This is a genomic window from Antarcticimicrobium sp., assembly GCF_029212575.1.
Classification (GTDB): domain Bacteria; phylum Pseudomonadota; class Alphaproteobacteria; order Rhodobacterales; family Rhodobacteraceae; genus Antarcticimicrobium.
In genome coordinates this window covers 26,330-32,909 of record NZ_JARGPK010000077.1, presented here as the reverse complement: position 1 = coordinate 32,909, position 6,580 = coordinate 26,330, and the positions used below count along the sequence as shown (strand labels likewise).

The window sequence follows — 6,580 nt, the reverse complement described above, 5'->3', positions numbered from 1 at the left end:
TGGCCCAAGCTCGCAGACCTGATGGATGCCAGCGAACACGATGTGCTGGCTTACATGGCGTTCCCCCGTCAGCACCGTACCAAACTGCACAGCACCAATCCGATTGAGCGCCTGAACAAGGAGGTGAAACGCCGCGCCGATAGCATGCAGCAAGACTGCGGTGTGTCTTGTGCTTGACTGGGTGCCGCGAAATGCCATCCCGCTGATTATATCGGCTAGCTTGAATGTCCGCTTTGGCAGGCCGCGCCGCAGCATTCGGGCTATGTGCCGAGCGACCGCTTAGGGCCGGCTGCAGCCTTCACGGCTTCGGCCCGGGCTTCTCATTGATCTGCGGTGGCAGGCACTTTTCCCAGATCCAGTCCACGAGAGCCTTCACCTCGGGGTGGTCTGACCAGCGGTGGACGTCATTGGGCCTGGAGTGGCGGGGGCTATCTATCACGGCCATATGAAGGGTGCCTTTGGGGTTAAGAAATGCATGAACAGGAAAGGCTTCTATCTAGGTACGACTAAGGCTACCTTCTAGGGACAGGGGGGACTATCCAGGGCCTCCTCCTATAGCTTCCCCTCTCCCTTCTCCCTTATCATTCTTAACCATTACTTGTACCTATTATTAGGAGAGGGAGGTTCCTTAGTTCTCGTGCTTCCTCATAGAGGGGAACCCACACCATGAAGGTCGTCCCTTAGACTAGCCGTGTGATCGGGCTGGCTGTCAGGTGTCGGGGGCATAAACAGGGGCATTTCTCGGCCCTTGAGAGGTCCGGCCCGCTTGGTCTGTTGCTCAGGAAACTCATGGCTGGGGTGGTAGGATTCGAACCTACGATACACAGTACCAAAAACTGCTGCCTTACCACTTGGCTACACCCCAACGGTGAGCGGCTAATTACGCGGCTTGTCCGGGCTGTTCAAGGGCCATCTGACAAAAAAATTTTGTACGGATGGGTGATCTTCGGCGCCGCCCGGCTCAGTCGCGTATCTCGTCCGGGACGACGCCCCAGAGGTGTTCCTTGCGCGCCCAGCCGCGATAGCCGCCGGCCGAGATCCGGCACCAGTCGGGCAGGCAGTCGCCCAGCCGCGCAACCACGCCCAGTTCGAACCGCGCGGCCAGCGGCGCGGCCTCGTCCGGGCGGGCGTGCACCGGCAGCATGTCCATCTCGACCAGCACCGTGCGCACCCCGGACAAAAGCGCGTAATGCACCCAGCCGCCGGCGCCGTCGCGGTCCTGCACCCGGCGCCAGTGGCCGTGCTCGGCGGTGATCTGCAGCGGCATGTCGCGGCGCTTGAACACCCAGTCGATCCGGTGGGTGAGCGACGGACCGCGGCGGACGTTGCCCTCGCTTGCCTTCAGGGAAACGAAGCGCGGCAGGGGCAGATTGGTCACCGCTCCGCGCGCGCCCCCCTGCTGGGCCTGCCCGGCGCCGGCCAGCAGACCCAAAAGAATGATCGCCACGGCATGGCGGGTCAGTTGATTGAATATGCCCACAGACGGTCTGCCCGTTCTCACTGTTCGCCTCGTCGCTGAAAGCCTGCGTCAATTGCGCAAGGGGTTCTTGTGCCCCGGCGGATCCTGCGCCACGATGCCATGACGCGGGCGGGTTTGAAAAGCATCGGAGGAGCATAAGTGCCAAAAGAACGACTGAGTGTTGTCGTGACGCGACGGTTGCCGGAGGCGGTCGAAACCCGGCTGAGTGAGCTGTTCGACGTGCGCCTGCGCGAGGATGACAGGCCGATGACCCGCACCGAACTGGTCGAGGCCGTGAAGACGGCCGACGTGCTGGTCCCGACGCTGACCGATGTGATCGACGCGGGGCTGATCGCCCAGGCCAGCGAAAAACTGAAATTGATCGCCAACTACGGCGCCGGAGTGGATCACATTGACGTGGCCACCGCGCGCCAGCGCGGGGTGCTGGTGTCCAATACCCCCGGGGTGGTCACCGACGATACCGCCGACATGACCATCGCGCTGATCCTGGCCGTCACCCGCCGGATCCCCGAGGGGCTGGCGCTGATGCAAAAGGGCGACTGGGCCGGCTGGGCGCCGACCGCGCTTCTCGGCGGGAGGATCAGCGGCCGCCGGCTGGGTATCCTGGGCATGGGCCGGATCGGCCAGGCGGTCGCCCGGCGCGCCGCGGCCTTCGGCATGCAGGTGCATTACCACAACCGTCGCCGGCTGCGCCCCGAGATCGAGGAGGCGCATGAGGCCACCTATTGGGACAGTCTCGATCAGATGGTCGCCCGAATGGACGTGGTCTCGATCAACTGCCCGTCGACGCCCAGCACCTTTCACCTGATGAACGCGCGCCGACTCAAGCTGATGAAACCCAGCGCGGTGATCGTGAACACCTCGCGCGGGGAGGTGATCGACGAGAACGCGCTGACCCGGATGATCCGCAGCGGAGAGATCGCCGGCGCCGGGCTCGATGTCTACGAGCACGGGGCCAAGGCGAATCCGCGCCTGCGCGAACTGCCCAACGTGGTGATGCTGCCGCACATGGGGTCGGCCACCGTCGAGGGGCGGATCGAGATGGGCGAGAAGGTGATCATCAACATCAAGACCTTCGAGGACGGCCACCGCCCGCCCGACCAGGTGGTGCCGGCGATGCTCTAGGGCGTGCGCGCCTTCGTCGCCATCGACCTGCCCGAGGCGGTGACGGCGGCGCTGGCGCGTATGCAGTCGATGCTGCCGGCGGGCCGGCCTGTGGCGGAGGAAAACCTGCACCTGACGCTGGCCTTTCTGGGCGACCAGGAGGAGACCGCGCTGGAGGCGCTGCATTACGAACTGGAGGGGATCCGGGTGCAGCCCTTCGCGCTGCGGTTTTCCGGTCTCGGGGCCTTTGGCGGTGACAGGCCGCGAATCCTGTTCGCCGATGTGGGGACCGAGCCCGCGCTCATCGATCTGCACCGCAGGGTGGCGGGGGCGCTGCACCGCGCCGGGATCGTGGTGCAGCACGCGCGGTTCCACCCGCATGTGACGCTGGCCCGCTTCGGAACTGGCGCCGCGCCAAAGACCGCCGCCCGCCTGCGCCGGTTCCTGTCCGACCACGGGGATACGGCGCTGCCCGGGTTTGCGGTGGCCGGTTTCGGTCTGTTCGAGTCGGTGCTGCATCCCTCTGGTGCCCGGTACGAGTTGTTGGCGCGTTATGCGTTGCGGTGAGGACCGGGCGCGGCAAGGACGTCGCGTCGCGCGCAGGTGCTGGTCGCGTCACTGGCGGACGCCCAGAGATTGCCAGATCGCCACGATCCGTTACAGTTCCCCGGCCAACCCAAGGGAACCCCCCATGCGCCGTTTCGCCATTGCCTGTACCATCTGCCTTGCCCTCTCGGCCCCTCTGGCCGCCCAACAGGTCGCCGATTCCGTTGCGCCGGAAGCCGCGACTGCGGGCGCGGTCGAGGCGGTCTCGCCCGCCGTGGCGGGGGCGCTGGCGGCCAAGGCCGGTGGTCGGCCCGTGGTTGCGCAGGACTGGATGATCGCCGCCGCCAATCCGCATGCGGCAGAGGCGGCGGCGGCGATCCTGCGCGCCGGCGGCAGCGCCGCCGACGCCATGGTCGCAGCCCAGGCCGTGCTGGGGCTGGTGGAGCCGCAAAGCTCGGGCCTCGGCGGCGGTGCCTTCCTGGTCTGGTACGACGCGCAAAGCGGCGAACTGACGACGCTGGACGGGCGCGAGACCGCGCCGCTTTCGGCTGGACCGACCCTGTTTCAGGACGATCAGGGCAAACCGCTCAAGTTCTTCGACGCGGTGGTCGGCGGCCGGTCTGTCGGCACGCCCGGGACCCCCGCGCTGATGGCCGAGGCGCATCGGCGCTGGGGCCGCAGTCCCTGGCCGGTGCTGTTCCGCGATGCCATCGCCCTGGCCGAGGGGGGCTTTGCGGTGTCGCCGCGCCTGGCCGGTCTGGTCGCCCGCGATGCCGACCGGCTGGCGCGGTTCCCGGCGACGGCGGCGTATTTCCTGCCCGGCGGCGTGCCGCTCGCCGAGGGTCAGGTGCTGCGCAACCCGGCCTATGCGGATACGTTGCGCCTGCTGGCGGGGCAGGGGGCAGGGGCCTTTTACACCGGTCCCGTCGCCGCCGATATCGTGCGCGCGGTCCGCACCGCGCCGGGCAATCCCGGCGTGCTGTCGCAGGTCGACCTGTCGCTCTACCAGGTGCGCGAACGGCCGCCCGTCTGCGTGTCCTATCGCGCGCATGAGGTCTGCGGCATGGGGCCGCCGTCCTCCGGGGCGCTGACGGTGGGGCAGATCCTCGGGATGCTGGACACCCACGATCTGCCCGGTCCGCAGGACCCCGAGGCATGGCGGCTGATCGGCGATGCCGCGCGGCTCGCCTTCGCCGACCGGGGCCGCTACATGGCCGACAGCGATTTTGTGCCGATGCCGACCAACGGGCTGCTCGATCCCGCCTATCTTGCCGCGCGGGCCGCGCTGCTGTCGGGCGACGACGCCCTGCCCGAGGTGGCGCCGGGCCAACCGGAGTTCGACCATGCGCTCAACTTCGCGGATGACGCGGCGATCGAGTTTCCCTCGACCTCGCATATCTCCATCGTCGATAGCCAAGGCAACGTGCTGTCGATGACCACCACCATCGAAAACGCCTTCGGGTCCCGCCTCATGGTACGGGGCTTCCTTCTGAACAACGAGCTGACCGATTTCTCGTTCCGAACCCACCGCGACGGGGTGCCCATCGCCAACCGGGTAGAGCCGGGCAAGCGGCCGCGCTCCTCGATGGCGCCGACCATCGTGATGAAGGATGGCAGGCCGGTGCTGGCCGTCGGCTCCCCCGGCGGCAGCCGGATCATCGGCTACGTCGCCAAGACCGTGATCGCCTGGCTCGACTGGGGGCTGGACGTGCAGCAGGCGGTGGCATTGCCCCACGCGGTCAACCGGTTCGGTGCCTATGATCTCGAGGCCGGTACGGAGGCCGAGGCGCTGCTGGCGCCGCTGCAGGCGATGGGGTACGAGGCATCCGCGCGCGAGTTGAACTCCGGCCTGCACGCCATTGCCATCGGCGAGACCCTGCGCGGCGGCGCCGATCCGCGCCGCGAGGGAATTGCGCTGGGCGAATAGACCGGGAATTGTAGATAGGTTGACCTATCAACCAAGGCACCTATAGTGCCACCGAAAGGGAGACAAGACATGGTGCAAGCAACCACGCTGCCGCGCAACGAAACCGGGATCGAAACCGTCGTGGGCATCCTGAAACAGCGCCTCGGCGACCGCTGCCAGACCGGCGCGGCGATCCGCGAGCAGCACGGCCATACCACCACCTATATCCAGAACCAGGCGCCCGACGCCGTGGTCTTTCCGCACAGCGTTGAAGAGGTTTCGGAGATCGTCAAGACCTGCGCCGCGCACAAGGTGCCGGTGATCCCCTTCGGCACCGGCACCTCGCTGGAGGGGCATGTGAACGCCCCCGCCGGCGGCATCTCGGTCGACCTGATGCAGATGAACAAGATCCTCGCCGTGCATCCCGGCGATCTCGACTGCGTGGTGCAGCCCGGTGTCACCCGCGAGGATCTGAATACCCACCTGCGCGACCAGGGCCTGTTCTTTCCCATCGACCCGGGCGCAAATGCCAGCCTCGGCGGCATGGCCTCGACCCGGGCCTCGGGCACCAATGCGGTGCGTTACGGCACCATGAAGGACAACGTGCTGGCGCTTGAGGTGGTGATGCCTGATGGCGAGGTGATCCGCACCGCCCAACGCGCCAAGAAAAGCTCGGCCGGATATGACCTCACCCGCCTGATGGTCGGCGCCGAGGGCACGCTCGGCCTGATCACCGAGGTCACCCTGCGCCTGCAGGGCATCCCCGAGGCCATCTCTTCGGCGCGCTGCTCCTTTCCCAGTGTCGATGCCGCTTGCCAGGCGGTGATGATGACGATCCAATATGGTATCCCGGTGGCCCGGATGGAGCTTCTGGACGCGCTGAGCGTCGGGGCGGCCAACGCCTATTCCAAGCTGGACCTGCCGGAAACGCCGCTGCTGCTGCTGGAGTTTCACGGCTCCGACGCCGGCGTGGTCGAACAGGCCGAGACCTTTCAGGGCATTGCCGAGGAATTCGGCGGCAGCGATTTCGCCGCCACCACCAGCACCGAGGAGCGCAACAAGCTCTGGCAGGCGCGCCATGACATGTACTGGGCCAGCCACGCGCTGCGGCCCGGCGCCAAGGGGCTCAGCACCGATGTCTGCGTGCCGATCTCCAAGCTTGCCGAATGCGTCAGCGCCGCCGCCGCCAAGGCCGAGGACCTGGGCCTGATTTCGCCCATCGTCGGGCATGTGGGTGACGGCAATTTCCACTGCCTGCCGCTGATCGACATGGACAACCCCGAGGAGATTGCCAAGGCCGAGGACTTCGTCGGCTGGCTGAACGACCTGGCGATCTCGATGGACGGCACCTGCACCGGCGAGCATGGCATCGGCCAGGGCAAGCGGCCCTATCTGGAAAAGGAACTTGGCGCGGCGACAAAATACATGGCCGCGATCAAATCCGCGCTCGATCCCGACAACATCATGAATCCGGGCAAAATCATCTGACCGGGGCGGGGCTCGCCCGCGCGCGGATGCGGACAAGAAAGCAGGGGCGGCGCGGC

At 66.8% G+C, this 6,580-nt stretch carries 5 protein-coding genes, 1 tRNA gene and 1 pseudogene; 5 read left to right on the top strand and 2 right to left on the bottom strand.

Annotated elements, in window-relative coordinates:
• Positions 1-141: pseudogene (locus P1U75_RS16840) on the top strand (transposase); the annotation flags it as partial.
• Positions 142-790: 649 nt separating this feature from the next.
• On the opposite strand, the gene P1U75_RS16835 reads toward P1U75_RS16840, so the two are convergent.
• Together P1U75_RS16835 and P1U75_RS16830 are read right to left on the bottom strand one after the other, a co-directional pair.
• Positions 791-865, bottom strand: a tRNA-Gln gene (locus tag P1U75_RS16835).
• 96 nt (positions 866-961) lie between these two features.
• Positions 962-1,447 (bottom strand): SH3 domain-containing protein, encoded by a 486-nt coding sequence (locus P1U75_RS16830; protein ID WP_300245285.1) that lies wholly within the window; start codon positions 1,445-1,447, stop codon positions 962-964.
• 171 nt (positions 1,448-1,618) lie between these two features.
• On the opposite strand from P1U75_RS16830, the gene P1U75_RS16825 reads away from it, so the two are divergent.
• The 4 genes from P1U75_RS16825 (at position 1,619) to P1U75_RS16810 (ending at position 6,524) form a co-directional block, all read left to right on the top strand.
• Entirely contained in the window at positions 1,619-2,605 is a 987-nt protein-coding gene (locus tag P1U75_RS16825) for a D-glycerate dehydrogenase (protein ID WP_300245284.1), read from the top strand.
• Positions 2,606-2,608: 3 nt separating this feature from the next.
• Entirely contained in the window at positions 2,609-3,151 is a 543-nt protein-coding gene (gene thpR, locus P1U75_RS16820) for an RNA 2',3'-cyclic phosphodiesterase (RefSeq protein WP_300245282.1), read from the top strand.
• 124 nt (positions 3,152-3,275) lie between these two features.
• On the top strand, positions 3,276-5,057 hold the full coding sequence (gene ggt / locus P1U75_RS16815; RefSeq protein ID WP_300245281.1) for a gamma-glutamyltransferase: 1,782 nt from the start codon (positions 3,276-3,278) through the stop codon (positions 5,055-5,057).
• Positions 5,058-5,126: 69 nt separating this feature from the next.
• Positions 5,127-6,524, top strand: coding sequence for an FAD-linked oxidase C-terminal domain-containing protein (locus P1U75_RS16810; RefSeq protein WP_300245280.1), 1,398 nt, complete (start codon positions 5,127-5,129; stop codon positions 6,522-6,524).
• Positions 6,525-6,580 lie beyond the last annotated feature (56 nt).